The 20,912-nt window shown below is 39.6% G+C and carries 15 protein-coding genes and 1 tRNA gene; 8 read left to right on the top strand and 8 right to left on the bottom strand.

What is annotated here, in order from left to right:
- The first annotated feature begins 52 nt into the window (after window positions 1-52).
- The 3 genes from H6G73_RS01575 (at window position 53) to H6G73_RS01585 (ending at window position 1,513) form a co-directional block, all read left to right on the top strand.
- Window positions 53-1,006: an asparaginase gene (locus H6G73_RS01575; RefSeq protein ID WP_190601177.1), complete on the top strand. Its 954-nt coding sequence runs from the start codon at window positions 53-55 to the stop codon at window positions 1,004-1,006.
- A gap of 53 nt (window positions 1,007-1,059) precedes the next feature.
- Window positions 1,060-1,136: transfer RNA gene (locus H6G73_RS01580), tRNA-Met, on the top strand.
- A gap of 227 nt (window positions 1,137-1,363) precedes the next feature.
- Window positions 1,364-1,513, top strand: a complete 150-nt coding sequence (locus H6G73_RS01585; protein WP_190601178.1) for a hypothetical protein — start codon at window positions 1,364-1,366, stop codon at window positions 1,511-1,513.
- A gap of 524 nt (window positions 1,514-2,037) precedes the next feature.
- Here H6G73_RS01585 and H6G73_RS01590 read toward each other — a convergent pair.
- Complete coding sequence (locus H6G73_RS01590; RefSeq protein WP_190601179.1) at window positions 2,038-4,716, bottom strand: hybrid sensor histidine kinase/response regulator; 2,679 nt, start codon at window positions 4,714-4,716, stop codon at window positions 2,038-2,040.
- 191 nt (window positions 4,717-4,907) lie between these two features.
- On the bottom strand, window positions 4,908-6,206 hold the full coding sequence (locus tag H6G73_RS01595) for an adenylate cyclase (RefSeq protein WP_190601180.1): 1,299 nt from the start codon (window positions 6,204-6,206) through the stop codon (window positions 4,908-4,910).
- Window positions 6,207-6,259: 53 nt separating this feature from the next.
- Here H6G73_RS01595 and H6G73_RS01600 point away from each other — a divergent pair, with 53 nt between their 5' ends.
- Together H6G73_RS01600 and H6G73_RS01605 are read left to right on the top strand one after the other, a co-directional pair.
- The gene (locus H6G73_RS01600) at window positions 6,260-7,810 is read left to right on the top strand and encodes a DEAD/DEAH box helicase (RefSeq protein WP_190601181.1); all 1,551 of its coding nucleotides are present in this window, start codon (window positions 6,260-6,262) and stop codon (window positions 7,808-7,810) included.
- Window positions 7,746-8,963, top strand: coding sequence for a DUF790 family protein (locus H6G73_RS01605; RefSeq protein ID WP_190601182.1), 1,218 nt, complete (start codon window positions 7,746-7,748; stop codon window positions 8,961-8,963). Before H6G73_RS01600 ends, H6G73_RS01605 begins: the two co-directional genes overlap by 65 nt.
- A gap of 356 nt (window positions 8,964-9,319) precedes the next feature.
- On the opposite strand, the gene H6G73_RS01610 is transcribed toward H6G73_RS01605, so the two are convergent.
- From H6G73_RS01610 to H6G73_RS01625, 4 genes are all read right to left on the bottom strand, one after another.
- Complete coding sequence (locus H6G73_RS01610) at window positions 9,320-12,130, bottom strand: hybrid sensor histidine kinase/response regulator (protein ID WP_190601183.1); 2,811 nt, start codon at window positions 12,128-12,130, stop codon at window positions 9,320-9,322.
- 62 nt (window positions 12,131-12,192) lie between these two features.
- Complete coding sequence (locus H6G73_RS01615) at window positions 12,193-14,814, bottom strand: methyl-accepting chemotaxis protein (protein ID WP_190601184.1); 2,622 nt, start codon at window positions 14,812-14,814, stop codon at window positions 12,193-12,195.
- Between the two features lie 59 nt (window positions 14,815-14,873).
- The gene (locus tag H6G73_RS01620) at window positions 14,874-15,371 is read right to left on the bottom strand and encodes a chemotaxis protein CheW (protein ID WP_190601185.1); all 498 of its coding nucleotides are present in this window, start codon (window positions 15,369-15,371) and stop codon (window positions 14,874-14,876) included.
- A 48-nt stretch (window positions 15,372-15,419) separates the two neighbouring features.
- The gene (locus tag H6G73_RS01625) at window positions 15,420-16,406 is read right to left on the bottom strand and encodes a response regulator (protein WP_190601186.1); all 987 of its coding nucleotides are present in this window, start codon (window positions 16,404-16,406) and stop codon (window positions 15,420-15,422) included.
- A 375-nt stretch (window positions 16,407-16,781) separates the two neighbouring features.
- Here H6G73_RS01625 and H6G73_RS01630 point away from each other — a divergent pair, with 375 nt between their 5' ends.
- Window positions 16,782-17,468 carry a HEAT repeat domain-containing protein gene (locus H6G73_RS01630; RefSeq protein ID WP_190601187.1) on the top strand — a complete coding sequence of 229 codons (687 nt, stop codon included), beginning with the start codon at window positions 16,782-16,784 and terminating at the stop codon, window positions 17,466-17,468.
- A 65-nt stretch (window positions 17,469-17,533) separates the two neighbouring features.
- On the top strand, window positions 17,534-18,103 hold the full coding sequence (locus H6G73_RS01635; protein ID WP_190601188.1) for a phycobiliprotein lyase: 570 nt from the start codon (window positions 17,534-17,536) through the stop codon (window positions 18,101-18,103).
- Between the two features lie 336 nt (window positions 18,104-18,439).
- Here the strand turns inward: H6G73_RS01635 and H6G73_RS01640 are convergent, their stop codons facing one another.
- A complete protein-coding gene (locus tag H6G73_RS01640; RefSeq protein WP_190601189.1) occupies window positions 18,440-20,176 on the bottom strand; it encodes an Rqc2 family fibronectin-binding protein in 1,737 nt (578 codons plus the stop codon).
- A gap of 176 nt (window positions 20,177-20,352) precedes the next feature.
- Here H6G73_RS01640 and H6G73_RS24690 point away from each other — a divergent pair, with 176 nt between their 5' ends.
- Window positions 20,353-20,481 carry a hypothetical protein gene (locus H6G73_RS24690; protein ID WP_256443837.1) on the top strand — a complete coding sequence of 43 codons (129 nt, stop codon included), beginning with the start codon at window positions 20,353-20,355 and terminating at the stop codon, window positions 20,479-20,481.
- On the opposite strand, the gene H6G73_RS24315 is transcribed toward H6G73_RS24690, so the two are convergent.
- Window positions 20,444-20,716, bottom strand: a complete 273-nt coding sequence (locus H6G73_RS24315) for a hypothetical protein (RefSeq protein WP_242034084.1) — start codon at window positions 20,714-20,716, stop codon at window positions 20,444-20,446. The two genes, H6G73_RS24690 and H6G73_RS24315, sit on opposite strands and share 38 nt — an antisense overlap.
- Between the last annotated feature and the right edge of the window lie 196 nt (window positions 20,717-20,912).

The following is a 20,912-nucleotide window of genomic DNA, read 5'->3' on the forward strand; positions in this document are numbered from 1 at the left end:
ACTCACCACTGGCCACTGGCAACTGAACAATTTACAAAATAGATATTAACCCATGACAATGGGCAAACGAACTCAGGCCACAGCACTGGAAGTCAGATTGCTGCGGGAAGGTATCATCGAATCAAGACATATTGTCCAGGCAGTTGTCTGTGACGAACGGGGACGGGTATTGTCAGTCGCTGGCAATGCCGAAACCGCTACTTTTGTCCGTTCTGCGCTTAAACCTTTTCAAGCACTAGCAGTAACTAGTACAGGGACATTGGAACGCTATGATTTGAGCGATCGCGACCTCGCAATCATCACCAGTTCCCACAAAGCCAGTATGGAACAAGTCAGACAGGTATTTAATATCCTCTGGCGTGCCGACCTTGATCCCACCGTACTGCAATGCCCCATTCCCCAAGGCAAGCGCAGTCCTTTGGAATATAACTGTTCTGGTAAACATGCCGGAATGCTGGCTATTTGTCAACAACGTCACTGGCCTTTAAATAATTATCTGGAACGGAAGCACCCAGTTCAGCAGTTAATTTTGACCAAAATTGCCGAATTGTTGCGAATGCCCGCCGAGGAATTTATCCACGTCCATGATGATTGTGGTGCACCCACATATCTCATGCAAATGGGTCAAATCGCCTCATTGTATGCCTTGCTAGGCTCTAGCAATAGTTTAGATATGGAACGCATTGTTCGCGCCATGAATCATCACCCGACGATGGTGGCAGGGGAAGGCGAGTTTGATACAGAACTCATGCGTCTCTCTCCTGGAGAAATTGTCAGTAAATCTGGTGCGGAAGGAGTGCAGTGTATTGCCAGGCTTGGTGAAGGGATGGGTCTAGCCATTAAAGTCATAGATGGAGCTAAACGGGCCAAATATGCTGCCGCTATTCATCTGCTTCAGCAGTTGGGTTGGATTACTCCCAGTGCTGCCCAAAGCCTATCCGAAAAGTTTATGACTCTAGGAAAATACAAGCGTCTGGAAGTAATTGGAGAATTATCGCTTTTGTAGTTGCCAAACTTTTATCCTTGGGTTATACTTGGAAAGTCAGCAAACAAGAGCGACGCGGGATAGAGCAGCCTGGTAGCTCGTCGGGCTCATAACCCGAAGGTCAGTGGTTCAAATCCACTTCCCGCCACCAAATCTAACAGTCCCTGTAATCAAGGTTGGTTACAGGGATTTGTTTTTTTAGCTGTTTTCTCCATTCCTATCTTGAGAGAGAAGAAGAAGAAACAAGAAGATTCATAGTTATATATAGTTATCTTTGGCGGTTTTTTAAAGAAAAAACAAAATTTTTCTTCCGGAAATTGCCTTTTAAGACCTGATGTTATAAATTAGGGCTGAACTTTCGCAAATTTGGGCACAGCTATGACTAACACACAAGAGAAAAAATCGGCCAAGAATCAGAAAAATTCTTTTTCTGGCGTTGATATTGGTACTCCCCAAGTACCAATCCGCAAAAGCAAACCGAAAAAGCAGGAACGGGAATCACTCAGTGACTGGGAACATGCAAGTTAGTTAATTTAACTAATTGATTGATTTTTTTCCCACGGACGCAGTTGGTAAGGAGGTGTCATCCAATGCAAAGCCTACACCTGACATCCTACAAATTTAAGTGAAGCACTACGGTAAAATCCACTGTCTATCAACTCTCATCAACCTAGTGGTAAGTATTTGATTCATCTGCTATCATCCCCTTCATTTCAGAGAAGTGCAGATTTCCAGGTATTTTACTGCTAAATTTTCGCTCCACTCACTCAAGCTTCACACTTCAAAAAATTCCTCCTCACTCTCAGGACTTAGACAAAAAATCCTCAATAAAAGCCTGAACTTGATATACTCCTGGGCTTTATAGCAGGTGACAGGTAACAGGTGACAGGTGACAGTGCTAAAAGCCTTTGGGTATCTTAGTTTTAGCTGTAGTTAATGTCCTAACTACCTTGTCTACGGCTTTAAGATGATTTTTACCTAGTTTAAGTCCTGCTCATATTTAGGGTAGCTAAATCAGTTTTTGCTGAATTTTTAATTTTGGATTTTTGTGATTAAGTTCTTCCTGCTAAATTAGCCACCACTGCTGCTAATTCAGTGGGATCAACTGGCTTGGGAATATGCAGTTGAAAACCTGCTAATAAAGCTTTTGTTCTATCTTCTGCTCTAGCATAGGCTGTAAGTGCTACTGCGGGAATGCGTCCTCCTTGGTCGGGTGGAAGGTTTCTGACTCGACGAATGAGTGTATACCCATCTTCATCTGGCATTCCAATGTCACTAACTAAGATATGAGGAGAAAATTGGGGTAAAGTAGAGATTGCTGCTTGAGTGGAGGCTACGGCCATAACTTCTGCGCCATATTCTCCCAAAATGGTGGATAATAGCTGCCTGGCATCAACTTCATCATCAACTACAAGTACACGCAACCCTTCTAAAATGGGAAGAGGATGTTGCTGGATGTCTAAAAGAGGGGCGTTTGGTTCTGATGAAGTGGTGGAAATAGCTACGGCTTTCATGGGCAAATTGACAATGAAGCTAGCACCTTTGCCAATACCTTCACTTTCTGCGGCAACTGTACCGCCATGTAATTCTACCAAATGACGGACGATCGCTAATCCTAATCCTAACCCACCATGGGATCGCGTTGTGGAACTGTCAGCTTGACGAAATCTTTCATATAAATAGGGCAAAAATTCTGGGTCAATTCCCATACCTGTATCAGTGACGCGAATTTCTACACGAGAATTAATTCGTCTTAATTTGACTTCTACTTTCCCCTGCTTTGGTGTAAACTTCACTGCATTAACTAGTAAATTCCAAATTACCTGTTGTAAGCGGTTAGCATCAGCTACGACCATCCCCACAGAGTCCTCAAAGTGGAATTCGATGGTAATTTCTTTCGCATCCGCTGCTGGAAGGACACTATCAATAGCAGCTTGGATAACAGTGGTTAAATTTAAAGGTTGGGTATTTAAGCAAAGTTTACCGCGAATAATTCGCGAAACATCCAAAATATCTTCTATAAGTTGTGACAAAGCGCGACCATTACGATCAATAGTATCCATGGCCTTATTAGTTGTCGCTTCATCAAATTTACGACTTTTGAGTAGCTGAGTCCACCCTAAAATGGCATTGAGGGGAGTGCGTAATTCGTGGGAAAGAGTGGCTAAAAATTCATCTTTAATACGATTAGCGGCTTCTGCTTCAGCCCTAGCTAATTTTTCTCTTTCTAGCAATTGTTCCCGTTCTTGTTCGGCTTGTTTGCGTTCTGTAATATCCTGAATTAATGCCACAAAACCTTCTACTTGTTCCTGTTGGTTAAATTGGGGAATATAAGAAACATTCATGAAATGGTTGCTGCCATCTGAATGTGAAAGAAGAATTTCGTAGTTAACTTTTTCCCCTGATAATACAGCTTTTATATGGGGAAGAATTGATTGATAGGTTGATTCTCCCAGGAGTTCTTGAATATGTTTACCGTAAATTTCTGTAGCCGGAATACCAAACCATTCTTCGTATTTACGATTATTAAATCGGTAACGTTGTTCGGCATCAACATAAGATATTTGCACAGGTAAAGCATTAGTGATCAGCCGCAATTGTTCTTCCCGTTGTCGTAATGTTGACTCAACTAATTGCAAATCTCTGAGGGCCGCTTTTTGTGTACTTAAATCTAAATAAAATGCTACTTCCTGTTGATTATATGGTTCTTCCAAGGCTACTAAGCCAATTAAAATAGGTACACGAGTGCCATCTTTACGAAGATATTCTTTTTCATAAGGTTTTGATAATCCTTGTTGGTTAACTGCTGCCAATGCTATTTGATCTAAATCAGCATATTCTGGTGGTGTAATTTCTGACCAACGAACTGCACCTGAGTGAATATCTTCCTGGCTATAGCCAAGCATATTTAATACATAATCATTGGCATAGTTAATGCCACCATTACTATCACCAAAAGCTACACCAAAGATGTTGGATTCTACTAATCTTCGCAAACGCTTTTCATTTTGTTTGCTCTCACTTAAATCTAAAACATAACCAATTACTTGCTGGGAATTTTTTTCTAATAAAGCCAAGCCAATTAAAGCGATAAATCTAGTACCATCTTTGCGAATGTATTCTTTTTCAAAAGGGGGTAAAATTTTATTTGTGAGTAGTTCATCAAGTAATTGATTTCTCATTTCTTGATATTGAGGAGGTGTCATATTTTGCCAGTTAATTCTGCCAGCTAATAAATCCTCTCTTGTATAAGCAACCATTTTTAAAAACGCATCATTAGCTTCGATCACATTGCCGTTAATATCGGCAACCATTACGCCAATAATATTAGCCTCTACTAGCCGTCTAAACTTAGATTCGCTAGTTTTTAGCTGTTTTAGACTTTTTTCTAATCCAGCCTTGGCAGCGCGTAATTCTGAGTTAAGAAAGTTAACAATTGTTGTGACTAATAAAAAGATAATTAATCTAGTAATTGTGTCTGGATGTAAATAAGCAGACACAGATAATTTTGGTTCTATGAAAAAATAATTTATCACCAAGACAGATAAGATGGTGGCAAAGATACCTGATGATAAACCTCCATACCAAGCACTAACAGCTACGGCAGCAACAAATAAAATATAAATAGTTGGTGAAATAAGATAATGTAGCATAATTGTTAATAGCAAGGTGCTACCAACAGCTATTGATGCCACAATATAGGGTACACAGAAAGACAATTTACCGTTCAATGTGGCTGCTCCTTGGGGATCGATACTTAGCAATAATTAACCATATAAATTGGTAATGTGTGGAGAGCGTAGAGATAAAATCAATAGTATCATTTGTGTTAATACAGACTCAATTGTCTGTGGTATGACATAATATCTCAAAATGATTTATCTCCCTGATATCTCTACCATCTCATATATAAAATGACATTTTAAATTTTTATACCCTGTAATAAATAAGTCATCATTTCTCCTTTGCCTTTGACTTGAATTAAACCACGTTTTTCTAAAATATATTTATCTTTTAACAACTCATAACTAGCTTGACAAACCTGAATGTTGCCCGCAATTCCATGTGATTCCATTCTACTGGCAGTATTAACAGTATCTCCCCATAGGTCGTAGGCGAATTTTTTTAAGCCAATTACACCGGCAACTACTGGGCCTGTACTGATGCCAATACGAATACGAAAAGATTGATTGTTTACTGCATTAAATTCAGCAACTGCTTTTTGCATATCTAATGCCATATTAGCTATAGCGATCGCATGGTCGCCACGATGATTGGGTAACCCAGCTACTGCCATGTAAGCATCACCAATGGTTTTGATTTTTTCGACTCCATGTCGTTCTGCTAATTCATCAAATAAACAAAAGATTTCGTTTAATAATTCCACTAACTTGGGTGGGGAAATACGAGTCGATAATTCAGTAAATCCCACGATATCCGCAAATAAAACGCTTACCTCTTGGAAAATATCCGCTATGGTGGTGGGTTCTTCTTTCAACTGAGCAACTATCATTTCGGGGAGAATGTTAAGGAGTAATCTTTCTGATTGCTGTTGGGCAATTTTTAATTCTTGGGTAGCACGAAATTCTTTTTTCCTGAGTTTTTCATATAAATATACAGAAAAGCCACAAATGATAATTGTCCAAAATAAGTACAAGGCATTTTCTACATAAAATGGTAATGGTTGTTGCAAATGAGGTCGAGAGATTAAAAATATGCAGCCATAACAAACAACTGTGCCCAGGTGAGAAATTAAATGCAGTCTCCACTTAACAGGGACAATGGTTGCCTGGGTGAGAAACATCAAATACCAAATGTTAAAGAATGGTTCAAAATGCTTAAATAAAATAGCTGTGTCAATTTGAATAGAACAAGTAACAGCCCAGGATAAACACAGCAAAATCAAGTCACAATAACGACGACCAAACGCGGTTTTACATAAAATTACCCAACAAATGACAATAAATAACTCTGTTAATAAACCAATTTTTAAAGACTGAATTTTACTTTCTAAGTCTGGGTTGACCCAGAAGAAAAACATCATCAAAGTTACACCGACTGCTAGCATGATTTTTGCTTGTAGTTGCAGTCTATTGACGATAAATTGCTGCCTTTGCTTTTGATAGGCTTGATCAAAACTTGCGTCGCTTTTCCAAGCAGCTATTTCTGAAGCCAGAAGCGCCTCTAGTTGGTTTCTAGCAGCATTAATATGGGTAATCATGCACGTTTTAGGTTATGAGTAGTTAACAGTAAACCTGTTGGGAGACAGCCAACATGGGTCGCACCCCCACTTTAATTTTTGATCGTGGCACGTTAATTTTGCATCCGCCACCACGGAGCAAAGCTTGGATAGACTATGCTATCTGGGATGATAGGGTGGAAAAATTCCGCATTCCCGCTATGAGATACCGGGGTCTAGTGGAAGCACTGCAAGCAGAAGAAATAGATTTTATTGATGAAGCCAAGGAATTTTACCCCCTAGAGTTGGTTCCCAGCTTGGAAATGACCCCCTATCCCCACCAGAGTGAGGCGCTAGTGGCTTGGAAATTGGCGGGAAGGCAGGGAGTCGTAGTTTTACCAACGGCGGCGGGAAAGACCTATTTAGCGCAGATGGCGATACAATCTACACCGCGTACTACCTTGATTGTTGTGCCGACATTGGATTTAATGCACCAGTGGTATGCTCATTTAGTGGCAGCATTTCCAGATGCGGAAGTGGGGTTACTGGGGGGAGGTTCGCGAGACCAAACGCCAATTTTGGTGGCTACCTATGACAGTGCAGCTATCCATGCAGAAGCTTTGGGCAACAAGTATGCTTTGCTGATATTTGACGAGTGTCACCACTTACCTACAGATTTTAACCGGGTGATTGCCGAATATGCGATCGCACCCTATCGGTTAGGACTGTCAGCCACACCAGAACGCACGGATGGGAAACATGCAGACTTAAATATTCTCATTGGTAGGGAAGTTTATCGTAAACGCGCTGAAGATTTGGCGGGGAAGGCATTAGCAGAACATGAAATTGTGCAAATTAAGGTGAAGCTGTCCCAATTAGAACGGGAAAGGTATAACCAGTTAATTCAAACTCGCAACGATTTTTTAAAGCAAAATCGCATATCTTTGGGCAGTTTGCAAGGTTGGCAGATGTTTGTGCAGATGAGTGCGCGATCGCAAGCTGGCCGCAGAGCTATGTTAGCACACCGAGAAGCTAAGGAAATCGCTTTGGGAACCGATGGCAAGTTAAGAATATTGGTTGATTTATTAGCTGAACATTTCCCCGCCAGAATTTTAATTTTCACGGCTGATAATGCTACTGTTTATCGCATTTCCCAAGAGTTATTAATTCCTGCCATTACTCATCAAACCCCAGTGAAAGAAAGGCATGAAATTCTCACTAAATTTAAGGAAGGAAAATATAATACTTTAGTTGCATCTAATGTTTTGAATGAAGGTGTTGATGTCCCGGCTGCCAGTATTGCTATTATTTTATCTGGTACAGGTTCAACTAGAGAATATATTCAGCGTTTGGGTAGAGTTTTAAGGAAAGGTAACGTTGAAAATAAGCAAGCGATTTTATATGAAGTCATAGCCGAAGATACCACAGAAGAAAGAACTTCGGCGAGAAGGAGAGGTGATAATTCTCCCCAGGAAGAAAAGCATAAGTCAGGGAAATTAAAAGTCATTTACGGCACTGGCAAAAAACAGGATTTGAAAGCCGCAGAACAATTAGAAATCAATTATTCAACCCAAAATAAAGATGTTACCAACGGAGTTACTGATTCATCGCCAAAACGGAGAAGAAATCATCCCCAAGAGACTTAAACTTGATGATAAACATGTCAAGTTAGCTCAGGAATTAATTAATTTTTTTCAAGAGACAGTTGGTAAAACCCAAGGCTTTCTAGAACGTCAGTTAGCAGATTTTGAAGGTGACACCACAGATTATCGGATGAAGCGGGGTTTAGCTTACATTCTCAAAAGTAGTTTTTGTCATTTTGAAGTGGTTAGTCCTCTAGAACCTTCTATGTTGAGAGAAAGAGTATTTGCTCTCGCAGCGAAATCTGTGGCTTGTCGAGAAGAAACAGAAATTACATTAAAGAAAATAGCCGATGACTTAACTCAAGAATTGCAAAAAGAAGTGTTACCAAATCAGGTACGCGATGGACTATATGCAGACTTAAATGAAAATAAAATACTCACAGCTTTTGATGTTCCCAAACCAGAGGATATTTTACATCGATACAATCTTTCCCAAGTCCAGGGAGTATTTTATAAAGCTAGTAAATTAGTGTTAAATGCCCATCGTAATGTCCCAGGAGAATATAAACTACTGTTTCGCTATTTGAAGCTATTTCAATTAATGGCTTATATTGAAGGAGATGCTGACCACGGCTTTACAATTAGTATTGATGGACCCACGAGTTTATTTACTGCTAGTACCCGCTATGGTTTAGCAATAGCGAAATTAATTCCGGCTTTACTTCATGTCACCAAATGGAGTTTAGCTGCCACTTTACAAACCCGTGATTTTTATACCAATGAGTGGAAAACTGGACGCTTTACCCTCAATTCTGAATGTGGTTTAGTATCTCACTATCCCAAAGGCAAACCTTACGATAGTATGTTAGAGTCATCCTTTGCTGATAAATGGGATTCATTAAGAAGCGGCTGGATTTTAGAGCGAGAAGTTGATTTAATTCCTATTCCTGGGAGTGTGATGATTCCCGATTTTCGCTTAGTTCATCCAGATGGACGCAGCTTTTTATTAGAAATAGTTGGTTATTGGCGACCAGAATATTTACAAAAGAAATTTGCTCAAGTTCGCCGTGCTAATTGCGATAATTTAATTCTGGCAATTTCTGAAAGATTGAATTTAGAAAAAGCAGGTGTGAAGTTAGATAATGTTCCGGCTAAGATAGTTTGGTTTAAGGAAAAATTATTACCAAAGGCGGTTTTAGCTGTGATGGAAGAGTAGATTTTATGGCTGAAATATTTTGGTTTTGTTAGGTATGGGTGTAAAGCTCACGCAAAGGCTCAAAAGTGATGAATTCAGTTAAATAAGAATTTGATTTTTTAGTAAGTTTATGTAGGGTGTGTTGTCACGTAGTGCAACGCACCGTCAATCATTCTGAATGATGTACTAATAATTTTGGTTCTTCGGTACTTTTTATGGAGAACCTAGTTAAAAATCATTGAAAGCCTTATTGTATCGGCATTTCATTGAAAATATTGGGCATAATAGTTTATAAGCTTTGCCCCATAAGGGTTTTGTGGTAATCAATCCTCAAACACCATAAAATCTCCGAAAGAACCATAATTTTTAACTAATATTTAATTATTTCCTGAATTTGATTCAGAACCCATAAAAATCATATCTTCTAAAGTCTTTAATAACTCCTGCTCATTGTAAGGTTTAGAAAAATACGCACGCGCTCCCAATTGCATTGCTAATTGTCGATGTTTATTACTACTCCGAGAAGTTAACATTGCCACAGGAATATTTTTTAAATCTAGATGGGAACTCACTTTTTCTAAGAAGCTATAACCATCTAGCCGTGGCATTTCAATATCACAAATTACGGCTTGAACTTTTAACCCGCTTTCCAATTTTTCCCAAGCATCTTGACCATCTTTTGCTTGTTCGACTTGATAACCACCTTTTTCTAAAGTTAAAGCTAAGTAACGGCGGACGTTAATAGAATCATCAACTATTAATATCATGCCTTTTTCCCGGACTTGTCTCACAGGTGCTGGTGCTTTTGGTGGGGAAAGAAAAGGAGTTTTTAATTGAGTATGAGGTAATTTATTGATAATAGAAGGACGTTGACCGGTACTAATCCAAGCAATTAAATCGTTAATATTAATCATTGGTACAACTCGACCATCCCCCAGAATAGTGCAGTTGCTGAAACCCTTGGGTAAAGCTATGGTTCCTTCTACATGACGCACAGCAACCTCCTGTTCACCCCAGCAACGGTCTATTTGTACCCCAATGAGTTGATTATCCTGTTTAATGATCAAGACGCTTGTGGCGTTAATTACGGGGTTAGTATCTAATTCTGGTAGGTCATAATGGGAGCAATTAAAGACAAAATAACGACTGAAGCGAATTAAAGGGATTATTTGCTCTTGCCAAGTGAGAAATTCTTGTCCGTCTCTTGTAAATACTTGGTCGTTGGTCAGTAGTAATATTTCTGTAACTACATCTGTGGAGAAAGCAAACAACAAGCGATCGCTCTCTACTAATAATACCCTCGCTACTGACAATGTAAAAGGTACAGATAAAGTGAAGATGGTTCCCACTCCTGGTTGAGTCTCAACCTTGACTTCACCCCTAACTGACTTGAGTTTATTCCTGACTACATCCATACCCACACCCCGACCCGATAAAGCTGTTACCTGATCTGAAGTTGTAAACCCAGGTTCAAAAATCAGTGATAGCAGTTCCTCTTCACTGGCATTTGTCAACAGAGAACTATCCAAACCCATTGCTAAAGCACGTTGACGAATTTTTTCTAGAGAAATACCCCGACCATCATCACGCATGGTAATGATAGTTCGTTGACTTTGATGAGCAGCTTGAATTTCTATCAGTCCCTGTTCTGGTTTTCCTTGTGCGCGACGGGTGGCCGGGTCTTCTATTCCGTGGTCAAAAGCGTTCCGTAATAAGTGCATTAATGGCTCATTCAACGCATCTAAAATACTGCGTTCAATTAAAGTATTGCCACCTTCAATTCTTAGCTGCACATTTTTGCCATACTCCACATTTAAATCACGAATTGCCCTCGGAAATCTATCCACTAAATCTGATAAGGGACGCATCCGCACCTGTGTGAGTTTGCGCTGTAATTGTTTAGATGTTTTGTTAAATTTACGGGTAATTTGGTCTGTATCATCGACACTTAGTTTAATGTCACTTGTGACTTCAGCTACTTGGACAATAGTTTCGGTGATATCTTGAGATAATAACTTTAATTTCTGCTCATAATTATTATCTATTTGATGATTTTCTGGATGATTAAATGCAGTTGTTTGATTTAAAATCTTCTCATAAGCTGCTCTGAGTTCCTGCTGCTCCTGGTCAAGATAATCTACTCTTTGACTAAGGGCAGCAACCAATTTACGCAATCTTTCTATATGCACATTCAAGCCATTTCTTTGGATGATAATTTCTCCAAACAAATCGCTAATTTCCTCCAAATATTTACTAGGTAAGCGGACAGTATTTTCGTGATTTTCTCTATCTTTGTGATGATTGATATCTCCTTTACGTTCAAAATATTTATTATCGGTTAACTGTGTCTCTGGAGCCACAACAGAAGAATTTTCCCGTTCAGGAGCAGCAGCAAGCAGATAAGTGGCTTTAGCAGAATTTAATTTAATTTCTGTGGGTAAACTATGACGTTGATTTGTTAAAACTAAAGCTTGAAATCTCCGCCAAGCTTGTAATGCTAACTGGGATATTTCTAAATAACGTGTCGGTGCAGTTTCTAAATGGGAATTTACGGATTGACAAAGCTGAGTCAAGGTGTTTAGTTGTAGCATTTCTCCTAAACCACCCAACTCTGTAGCCATATTTGCCACTTCTGTAGCTAAATCAGTATGCTCACTATGAGCTAATAAAGCTTCCAAGCGTTGTAAATACTCTTCAACCTCCGTTTCAAACAACAAAGGAATAATTTCCTGACCATCTTCAGGAACAATAATTGTTGTAATATCTTCTTCAGGTGGATGACCTAAAATATCTTGTAATTCATCAAAAATCGGATAACAAAAATTTCTTAACCAATCATCATCTAAAGCAGTTTTTTCTGTTAATAAATCAACAATTTGCCTGAGCCAATCTACCCCAGATAATAATAAACTTTGTAAATGGGTATCAATTTCAATAGAATTTTTGCGGGATTTTAAAACTTTAAACGCATCCTCCAAACGATGGGCTAAATCACTGAGCACCCGAAAGCCCATCATTGCTGCTCCCCCTTTAATGGAATGAGCGGCCCGCATAGCTGCATTAATTTTATCTAAATCAATGCGTTTACTGGTGTCAGTTTCCAGTAAAATTCCTTCCAAAGTATTGAGGTAATCTGTAGCTTCTTCCAGAAACTGCATCTGGATTTCTATTTCTTTGTCCTTGGTCATGGGTTAACCCCTTGGGGTAATTGCAAATTCAAAAGTTAGAAATCAAAAACTATGAAACTCAATCAACTAGATGTCAAAGTTTCTACTGTTTCCTGTAACTGTTGGGAAATTTCCATGGTTGTTTGCAGAGATTGACACACTTGTTGGGATGAATGATTGGTTCGTTGGGAAACTACGGCAATATTAGTGATAAATTGACTAATCATCTGAGATGTTTCTACCTGAGAATCAGTAGCGGTAGAAATTAACTGAAGTAAAGAATCAATTTGTCTAGAAACATCAAAAATATGATGTAAAATTTCCTTGGAGTTTTCCACTAATCTGGTACTTTCTATTACCTGATTATTTCCTTCTACCATTACCTGAATCACTGCGCTAGTTTCTGCTTGAATTTTTTCCACAATTTGCTCGATTTCTTGGGTAGCCGCAGAACTTCTAGCTGCTAATTCCCCTACTTCTTCTGCCACCACTGCAAAACCTTGACCTTCTTCTCCGGCTCTTGCTGCTTCAATTCCCGCATTAATTGCTAATAGATTGGTTTGCATGGCAATTTGGTTAATATCTGTGATAACACGGGAAATTTGTTGACAAAATTCACCTAATTTTCTGACTTTTTTACTGGTTTCTCCTACGGTTTCTTGCAAAGATAAAATATTTTGAAAAGTGATATCTATGGCTTGTCCACCTTGAGTTGCAGTTTGAGCAACATTATTGGTAACAGCCACAGTTTGACCAGCTAATTCAGCTAGAACTTGAATAGAATTGGTCATGTTTTCTACTGCTTGGAGAGTGGTGTTAATCTCTGTTGGTGACAGTTCACTCCAGTTGAAAACAGCATTTACCTGTCCCGCAGTTTGTTTAACTTGAGTGACAATATTTTGCAGACTATCTTTGAGTAATTGCAGTTGTAAAGTTTCTGATGAAGAGGATGACGGAATAGTGGTTAATGGTTGATTAGACCTAGCGGTAGCAATTTCTGCACGTAGTTGCGCTTGTTCTAACGCTGCACTAATTTGATGGGCAGTTTGAGCAAAGAAATTAATTTCTGCTGCTTGCCAATCATGGGCTGTTCGGCAATGATGAGTAATTAACAAGCCCATAGGTTGACCTTGGGTGATAATAGGAGCTATCAAACTACTTTTGACAGCAAATCTTTCCCACCATTGAATATAATTTTGTGACAAATTTGCTTCTTGATGGATGTTAGCGATCGCTTGCACTTGGGTATCTTGATAGGTAGCGGCATCTAGTTCGCGAAAATAGCGGTCTTCAATCTGCATATCCACCATCTTTTCCCAATCCCCAAACACTGACTCTGCAACAACTTTGCCCATGCCAATCTGGGGGTTCAGCAAATAAATAATCACTCTATCGGTTTGTAAAGCTGGACGAATGGCTGTCACTGCCGTCTGATAAATATCCTCCACTAGTACCTGATTACGCAACTTTTGATGAATATCTAGAAGGGATTTTAGCCATTGTCCTTCTAAGTCTTTTTCTGGATAGTCCTCTGGCAATTTACCATCTGTTGTTTTATCTTTAAAGGTATTAATTTCCGGTGCTGTGGAGATAGGTTTTTTGATAATTACTTTCGTATTACTCTTAGCAACTAAAGCCACTAGAAATCCTGCTAACAATGCACTCAGTAAAGTGACAATAACCATTAACAAGAAAAAATTTCTTTGGGGAGCAAAAGCCAGTTGGGAATCCTGAGCTACCATTACCTGCCAATTCAAATTAGGTATTCCATCGAGGTTTCTTACTGGCAGGAAACTGACTAATTCTGGCTGCTGATTAAATTTTTTCACCGCAGTGAAAGCAGTACCAGATTTTTGAGAATTTAATCTCCATAAATTAGGATATATATCTTCTGCTTTTTTACCTAAAATATCTGATTGCGGGGCAACTAAAAATGTACCTTGACTATCAACTAAATAATATTTATTTTTATCGGCTTGGTGATTATCTATAGTTTCTGCTAACCACGATAATGGCATTCTAGCTCTAACTATGGCCACAGTCTTACCACTACCTGCATCTTTCACAGGTGCAGCTATATAAATCACCAGATTATTATTAACTAATTCTGGGCTACTAATAATAACTTGGTCTTGCTGAACAACTTGCGTAAAATATTTTTTATTTTCCTCTTGATTGAGAAATAGTCCAGTGGATTGAATGATAACTTTTCCCTGTAAATCGAAGACGGCAATACTATCGTAGGCTTGATTAGCTTTGACAAAGCTGTCTATCGTTCCTTGCTGATCAGGAATTGATACCCCTGTTTTACCTTTAGTATTCGTCAAATATGGTAGCTGGGAGAGAATCTGAATATCACCATACCTAGCCAAAATTAATTTGTTGACTTGATTGGCGAAATTCGTTGCTTCAATTTCTTGGGATTGGATGATTTGCCGAGAAATAGACTTGCTACCCAAATTATAAGCGATCGCACCAATCACCAAAACAGGCACTGCGCCCATAATCATGGATGTGATCACTGTTCTTTTACTTAAATTAAACCTTTGTAAATATTTAAAAACCTGATGCAAATGATAATTAAAATTTACTTTATCTGAGTTTTTTACTACATCTGCCGTTGATTCATTCACTGGTGAATTTAAAATTTTGGGAGACTGATTTTGTGCATCGCCACCTTGGACATGATTAGTTTTATTAATCATAATTTATTTCCCTTCCACACCTATAAAATAACAGTAGTCAGTTAGCTGAAAAATTATATTTAATCACTACGTAACGCAGAAGATTCGACGATATTCTGGGCATCTAATACCAGCAAAATTTCTTCTTGTTGTACCACACATCCACACAAATAAGGCACTAGACTAGATGCCACTTGGCCAATGGGAGAGCGAATTTCATCTGCTTTAAACTTAATTGTGCCTTTAATTTCTTGTATCACCAACCCCAAAAGTTGAGATTCACCTTTAATGACGATGACATTATACTGATGTTGACGACGGTCTAGCCCTTCTAAATTGAACATTTTCGGTAAATCAATGACCCAAATAATCCGACTACGCCAATTCATCAACCCCAAAATGCAAGCTGGCATATTCGGCATTGCCGTTACAGCTTCTACTGGGACAATGATTGCCTCTTGAGTATGTTTAATTGCTAAAACTGCACTGGTTTCTTGATTCAATAAAAATTTTAGATAGCTATCTTCCAAAATATTCTGATGGGATTGATAATTAAAATTGATTTTTAAATTATTCATAGTAGCAATAGGGAATAATTAAATAAGTTTTTCACCCAGAATCACGACTTAATTAATGTGTTTATACACCATATTGAGCAAATCCGCTCTACTAAAAGGTTTAGTTAAATAGCCAGAAGCCTTGACGATTTTTGCTTTTGCTTTGTCTATCAATCCCTTACGCCCAGTTACCATAATAATAGGTGTATTTTTAAATGCTGTATGTCTCCGTAGTAACGAACACAGTTCATAACCATCTAAATTAGGCATTTCCACATCTAATAAAATTAAATCGGGCTTACTTTTAATTACTTGAATTAAGGCTTTGAGTGGTTCATTAATCATCACAACGGCAAATTTATGCTCATTTAAAAAATGTTTAATAGAATTTAAAATTGCTGGACTGTCATCAATACAGGCAACTGTATATGAATTTTGATTATCTGTTAAATGAATTGACCTAGATGTTTGCTCTGTAACTGCTGCAATCATTGAGGTTGCAATCACATTGCTTGAACTAGCAGATTTCAGATTTTGTCGTTGACGCAACTGTTTTTGACAATCTGCCACAAGTTCACGTAAATCTAAATGACAAAATTTAGGAAATTCCGTTAATTCATCATCCGCATTAAATTGATAATTGCCTTGTTTTAAACATAAGAATGACTCTAAAATTTCCTTTGCTAATTCTTCTATCAACGTTGCCGCTTGAGCCGGAGTGAGATAGCATTCATTGACTAACCAACAAATCAGTTGATAATCCGCATTTACAACTTGATTTTGGCTATCTGATGACTGTCGTAGCTGTTGATAAGCTGGATTTTCACTATTCAGAATTTCTGGATTTAGCCTATGTAAATGAATTTCTAGACGCTGCCATAGTTGATCTGAATAATTGGTATAGGTGAGTTTACCATCTTCTAAATAGATTGACCAATGATATTTTTCAGTAAAAACACGTAAACAACCGATTGTCTGCTTACTGCTTAATTGCGCTAACAGTGAGAACGGATGTAGTTTTTGAAACAACCCATGGTTACCTAAAGAATTGTTCATGACGGGATTTTTTACTGAAGTTAAATGTAAACAGTACCGAGACGGAATCAATTACACAGATTTTGTCCTGTTCCCTCCCGCAATCAATTTAATTCGGTTCAGTTATTTATAGTTGAAAGGATAGCTATTGATGAGAGACAGATATTCAGTCGGTATCTTCCCCATCGCTGCTATGATCATCTGCTTGCAAATATACCGCGTCAATAAAATTAAGATTATACCTTTAACCTAAGTCCAATTCTGCATATTCTCTTGATACCTGAGACATAGTTTCAGTCCAGGATTTTTAGCTAAATTCAATACCCCATCTCATGTGGGGGAGAGGCAGTTAATTAAGTTAGAGTAAAGATAAGTTAAGAAAAATTTGTAAAGTCAATGGCTCCTCCCAGTTTACAGGTAATTTCTGAGCAGTTAGAAAGTCCCAATTTGCGCGATCGCATGGTGGCCCTGGCCAGTTTGCGCGAAGTGCCCTCAGAGGATGCTGTCCCTTTAATTAAAAAGGTGTTGGCAGATGAATCTTTACAGCTACGTTCCATGGCCATATTTGCTTTAGGGGTGAAACAAACCCCAGAATGCTATGCCATTTTGGTGAAAATTCTGGAAACTGACCCTGACTATGGTATTCGTGCGGATGCGGCAGGTGCATTAGGATACTTAGGTGATGCGAGAGCCGTGGAGGTGCTGTCACGGGCATTTTATGAAGATACAGATTGGCTAGTCCGGTTTAGTGCTGCCGTCTCTTTAGGTAACATTAAAGACCCCCGTGCTCGTGAAATTCTGATTCAGGCCCTCGATAGCCCAGAAGTAGTGATCCAGCAAGCAGCTATATCTGCCTTGGGAGAAATACAAGCTACTGAATCTGTAGAGCAAATTCTGCGCTTTGTCCAATCAGAAGATTGGTTAGTACGTCAACGCTTGGCAGAAGCTTTAGGCAATCTACCCACCCCGAAAAGCGTTTCCGCTCTCAAATACCTGGAAAAAGATAGTCATCCTCACGTGGCTGAAGCCGCAGGGATTTCTCTCCAAAGGCTGGGACAAACAACCAACTTGATTGGCGATTAAAGTCTCTTCCTAGCTTTTAATAATAAATGGGATCGTTAATATTTTGATGCAGGATAGTTTCATCCATGACCGTTGAAGAATTTTTTGAATTAAGTGCTGGTAAATGGTTTTCTCACCGCACTAGCCACCATTTAGCCTTTAAACAAGCTGAAGATGGTAAATCGGAGATCAATATTGAGACTCTCCCAGCTGATCATCCAGAGGTAATTAAGCTGTGTCAACAGTATGAAGTTGACCCTAGCACAGCGACCTGTGGAGCCAGAGTTACCTGGAACGGCACTATGGAATGGGACGAAGAAAAACACGAAGGTTCTACAGTGTTAGTAACAGTTCCCGACCAAGATAGTCCTGATGAAGGTAAGCTGCTGCGGGAAATGGGTTACGCAGAAAAAGCCCCAGTGGCAGGACGCTATAAAATTGGCACTGATGGTGCTTTAACTTTGACTACAGAATACGAAACCATGTGGTCAGAAGAACGCTTATGGTTTGCTAGTCCTAATTTACGGATGCGAGTCAGTGTTCTCAAGCGGTTTGGTGGTTTTAGCATGGCTTCTTTCACTTCAGAAATTCGTATGGGAGGCGCACCTGCTAAAGCGGCTGAGGCAGCTAATTCAGTCAATACACCATCAGGTTAAAACTGAAATTACAGCAGTAAAGCCCGCACAATCGGGCTTGCTGTGAAAATTTTTATACTAAAAAAAACCAGCCTCCCACAGCTGGTTTCTAAAAATTTTTTGTCGCGTTGTCTTCTCAATAGAGTCAAAACCAAATTGCGCGTTCCCAAAATGCAACGGGCAACTTTTCTTAACAAGATTGTAACAGCCAGTACAGATTTTTCATCAGAATTTATCAAAAAATATCTGCCTCCGGGTCGGTCTCCTTTATGTTAAATGGAAGATGTGTAATAAAAATAGCATCTTGTTTCAGGGATATTGGGGAGGTATGCGACTAGCGATTCATAGCTCGTGGCACTAGGAAATTTCTGACATCACCACTAATTGTGGTTTTCCCCAGAGGATCGTTTCTTGTTTATAAATGGCAATCCCTGGTTTAGCCCCTTTGGGTTTGTAGACATACTTGGGTTGAGTATAAACTACGGGTACTTGCTCACTTTGGCGAGCGCGACTAAAGTAGGCTGCCAGGTTGGCGACAAATTGTAAGTCCGTTTCTTCTGGAACTGCACCGGGTGGTAAGCGTAGGAGTACATGACTACCGGGGATTTCTTGGGCATGAAACCACAGGTCATAATCCCCAGCGACTCTAAATGTCAGATAATCATTTTGATGGTTGTTACGGCCGATGACTACTTCAAATCCACTGGGAGTGCTGTAACGGTGGAAGTTAGTGCTGGCGGGTTCGTTGGGGTTGCGGGTGCGGTAGTCTAGTTCTTGGAGATATTTCTGCTCAATGAGTTCATCGCGAATTTCTTCCAGAGCTTGGAGGTCTTCTGTGGATTGGTAATTGTCGATTTGGGCGATCGCTGCTTCTACTTGTTCTAAATAATCTATTTCTGTTTGCACCTCAAATAACAATGGTTCTACGGCTGCGCGAGCGCGTTTGAGTTTTTGGTGCTGTTTGTACAGGTTTTGGGCATTCTGGACGGCATTTTTATCTGGTTGGAGGGCGATCGCTACTGGTTCCCCTGTTTCAAAATCGGCAATTGTCATCTCCTTCATTCCCGGTTCCCAGTTGTGCAGGTATGCCATTAATAAATCAGCCTTTTGCCGATATTCATCTGCTTGGTCTGACTGGTGCAAGCGATCGCTAAAAGTTTGGGCTTTATGGCGTAATTTACCAAGAATGTTTTGTAATTTTTGACTTAATTGATGGCGTAATTGGGCAAATAGTTGTTGGTTTAGCTGGTTAGTATAGTAATCGTTGATCAGTTCTTGGACATTTCGTGCAGGTTTAGTAGCACCCCACCCCATGACTGTATAGCCATTGCCAGTCCAAGCCGGCTGAAATTGTGCTGAGTCTAAAGCTTTTAACCATTCCTGCCAATTACTAAACAACCGTTGCCAGTCATCTTCGGTCAAATTGTCGGTGTTGGTATCTGGTGCTATCTCTGCTGCTAGCAACATCGACTCTAACAAGGATGCACTCAAGCCACTATAGGTTTTGAGTAACTGCCGTTTAATCCCCCCTGGTACTAAACTCACCCGTTCTTGCCAACGTTCTAAAGGTTCACCCAGATGGGGAATAGTGCCTGTGAGTTTGGGGGGTGTTTCGTAAACTTGTCCGGTTTGGATGGGACGCACACTTGATTGTTGCTGACTGACTTGATGGGCTGCGGTAATAATCACATTGTTTGCATCTGTGAGAATCACATTGCTATATTTGCCCATAATCTCTGCATACAGGTGATAGAGGGGGCTTTCACCGGGACGACGGGCAAATTGTAAATCAACCACTCTTTCCCAAGGGGCAATAGTTTCCATCCCCATTAATGCCAACCCACCCAATTGATGGATGAGTTGTTGACTAAAGGTGAAAGTATCTGGTGTGCGTGGTGGTGGGTCACCAATACAAATATGTGCAGCTTGGGGATGCCAGGAAATTTCTAGCCAATCCCGTTGTTTAAGGGTGCGTAGGGCGATGGCAATGGTATAGCGATCGCGCTGATATACTTGTTCTGTCCGCGCAGGTAGCCAATGAGCGCGGAGTTCACTACAAGCAGCTGTAAGGGTCGTAAAATCAACTGGAAGCAAAACAATTAATCAATGGCTGTTCAACATTGATGGTTAGTATACTTCTATCTTCTCTGATTCTTGGTTGTCTCAACCAATTTTTCTCTGCTTACCCTCATTTGTCAAAAATTGAGGAATTGATTGCTTGAGCACTGTACCAAAACTTGTATTGCGCTCAAGTGAAGCTGTTTGAGGGGATGACAAGGTTAACACAAGAGCGATCGCTTGATGAGTGGATGCCCTTGTGCGGGAATCGAATCCTGTACTTAAGCATCCAAATCATGGCTATTACTGCCAAGGTGAGGGGATTGGTGTGGTTGAAATGACTTTATTCGCCATCAATCTAATAGCTGTTTTACCGCATTTTGGGCATTCCAGTTCTAGAAACTGAGGAGATGACACTTCCACTTCACTCAATAAACCTTGTTTACAATGCCAGCATTCAAAAATCACTCTACTTACAGGTTGATTACAGTCTAGAATCTTGACGTGTTGAAAATGGGTGGTCTCGGATTCTGGTCTTCTGGGTTTATAGGATTTTCTGATTTCTCTAACTTCCATCTTCTTACCTGTCTAAGTTGCTGTTCGATTTCTAGGAATTACATCCCAGTCTTGGGAGCGTCGGATGACTATAATTGCCAAATTCATCCATCATTGTGTCACCTTCCCTTCTCTATCGTCTAACTTCTGTCAAACAATTCTTTTCAGAAGTATGGTTAACGTTACACTTCACTATCACCACCATAAGGAAGATAGA

The sequence above is a fragment of the Richelia sinica FACHB-800 genome (assembly GCF_014698825.1).
In the GTDB taxonomy this organism is placed as follows: Bacteria; Cyanobacteriota; Cyanobacteriia; order Cyanobacteriales; family Nostocaceae; genus FACHB-800.

Bases quoted from the DNA above. Each gene is read 5' to 3' on its own strand.
- H6G73_RS01575 (WP_190601177.1), top strand. From the start codon at position 53: ATGACAATGGGCAAACGAACTCAGGCCACAGCACTGGAAGTCAGATTG.
- H6G73_RS01585 (WP_190601178.1), top strand. From the start codon at position 1,364: ATGACTAACACACAAGAGAAAAAATCGGCCAAGAATCAGAAAAATTCT.
- H6G73_RS01595 (WP_190601180.1), bottom strand. From the start codon at position 6,206: ATGATTACCCATATTAATGCTGCTAGAAACCAACTAGAGGCGCTTCTG.
- H6G73_RS01600 (WP_190601181.1), top strand. From the start codon at position 6,260: ATGGGTCGCACCCCCACTTTAATTTTTGATCGTGGCACGTTAATTTTG.
- H6G73_RS01605 (WP_190601182.1), top strand. From the start codon at position 7,746: ATGTTACCAACGGAGTTACTGATTCATCGCCAAAACGGAGAAGAAATC.
- H6G73_RS01610 (WP_190601183.1), bottom strand. From the start codon at position 12,130: ATGACCAAGGACAAAGAAATAGAAATCCAGATGCAGTTTCTGGAAGAA.
- H6G73_RS01615 (WP_190601184.1), bottom strand. From the start codon at position 14,814: ATGATTAATAAAACTAATCATGTCCAAGGTGGCGATGCACAAAATCAG.
- H6G73_RS01620 (WP_190601185.1), bottom strand. From the start codon at position 15,371: ATGAATAATTTAAAAATCAATTTTAATTATCAATCCCATCAGAATATT.
- H6G73_RS01625 (WP_190601186.1), bottom strand. From the start codon at position 16,406: ATGAACAATTCTTTAGGTAACCATGGGTTGTTTCAAAAACTACATCCG.
- H6G73_RS01630 (WP_190601187.1), top strand. From the start codon at position 16,782: ATGGCTCCTCCCAGTTTACAGGTAATTTCTGAGCAGTTAGAAAGTCCC.
- H6G73_RS01635 (WP_190601188.1), top strand. From the start codon at position 17,534: ATGACCGTTGAAGAATTTTTTGAATTAAGTGCTGGTAAATGGTTTTCT.
- H6G73_RS24690 (WP_256443837.1), top strand. From the start codon at position 20,353: ATGACAAGGTTAACACAAGAGCGATCGCTTGATGAGTGGATGCCCTTG.
- H6G73_RS24315 (WP_242034084.1), bottom strand. From the start codon at position 20,716: ATGGAAGTTAGAGAAATCAGAAAATCCTATAAACCCAGAAGACCAGAA.